This is a genomic window from Moorena sp. SIO3I6, assembly GCF_010672095.1.
In genome coordinates, this window is sequence record NZ_JAAHHU010001467.1 from 1 (window position 1) to 1246 (window position 1246).

The following is a 1246-nucleotide window of genomic DNA, read 5'->3' on the forward strand; positions in this document are numbered from 1 at the left end:
TCTCAACTAACTGATCTGCGATCGCAATCTCCGACCCATCATGCTGTATCCAAATCTTGCTATCTTTAATATCCACATGTACAGAACAGCCATAAATACGTGTGGTGTTATTTTTCCAACCGGTATGAACCATCTGGTAATGATCCCGTTCCGTATCAAAAATGAGCTGGGTTTCAATGGCCGGATTCGCCGACTTAATACTGGCGCGTTTTTTAAGCAAGTCCTGAATGTGATGTCGATATACCTCTAGTTTATCCATTGAGTAATCCTGGGTTGCGAAATATCATAAACTGCAATAGGAACCTGATTACGCTTGATCGACTTTTGTATGAAGGGATAACTGAAAAAAGCACTGTAAATAGTGTTAGGAACCGCAAGATGAAGTGTTCGATCAGGCTCCTCATCTTCTAAGGCAAGACGATAGTTAATAAACTGCCCAATTGCACCATGGAATTCTGAAATTCTTGAAGTTGATAGAAAGCTTTTAACTTCAATAGCTATTTTTTCATTATTGCGTTCAGCAGCAATCAGGCGTTCTGCCCCCAAATCAATGTAGATATCGGTAAAACCCAGATCAATGCGATAAGGATCGTGAGTAATGATCCAACCGTCATTGATTAGAGCATCCTTAACTAGATCATGGAATTGATCCTTAGCAGACATGGGGAAATAGGTACAGGTGTCAACAAACGTCTATTATATAGGTTAGCAAAAAGCGAATCAGCTTTTTTATGGGTTAATTGGGTCAAGTACGGTTTCGATTTCGATCACTCCTGATATGAGAGCATTTTCCAGGCAAAAGAGATCTGAACCTAAAACTCTTAGTTATTAATTTTAGTTATTAATTTCATCAGTTACTTGCTCCTGGAAAGAATTAGAAGCAAAAAGACCTCGTCCCACTTTCTTCCATCTCCCTTCTTTTGCACCTCGACGCAATTCCGTAGACAAGGAGTTTTTAGCACGGAGTTGTTCATGATCAGATTTGGCATCAAATAGTCTGCTGGCAATCTGTTCTCGGTTAACCGGAGCAGCGAATTTATCTAAGATAATCTCTACCGCTTCCCGTAATGTCTTACCTCTAAATTCTGGATATAACATATCTCTGGGATTGCGCTTTTGACCCTCCTCATCGTCTTGGTTTTCCCTTTGGTTTTCTTCAAAGGATTCCTCTTCTAATTCCTCATCAACAAAAGTTACTTGACCGACATTGCCACTTGAATTCACAGTGGGAGCTTGTTCAGATAAA

General features: G+C 40.0%; 3 protein-coding genes. All 3 read right to left on the reverse strand.

What is annotated here, in order from left to right; translation table 11 throughout:
* A partial coding sequence (locus tag F6K49_RS50320) for a XisI protein (RefSeq protein WP_293110370.1) occupies positions 1–259 on the reverse strand: 259 nt, incomplete at its 3' end.
* The gene (locus F6K49_RS50325; protein WP_293110372.1) at positions 247–663 is read right to left on the reverse strand and encodes an element excision factor XisH family protein; all 417 of its coding nucleotides are present in this window, start codon (positions 661–663) and stop codon (positions 247–249) included. The genes F6K49_RS50320 and F6K49_RS50325, both read right to left, overlap by 13 nt.
* Positions 664–834: 171 nt before the next feature.
* The coding region (locus F6K49_RS50330; protein ID WP_293110374.1) for a hypothetical protein at positions 835–1246 on the reverse strand (412 nt) is incomplete at its 5' end.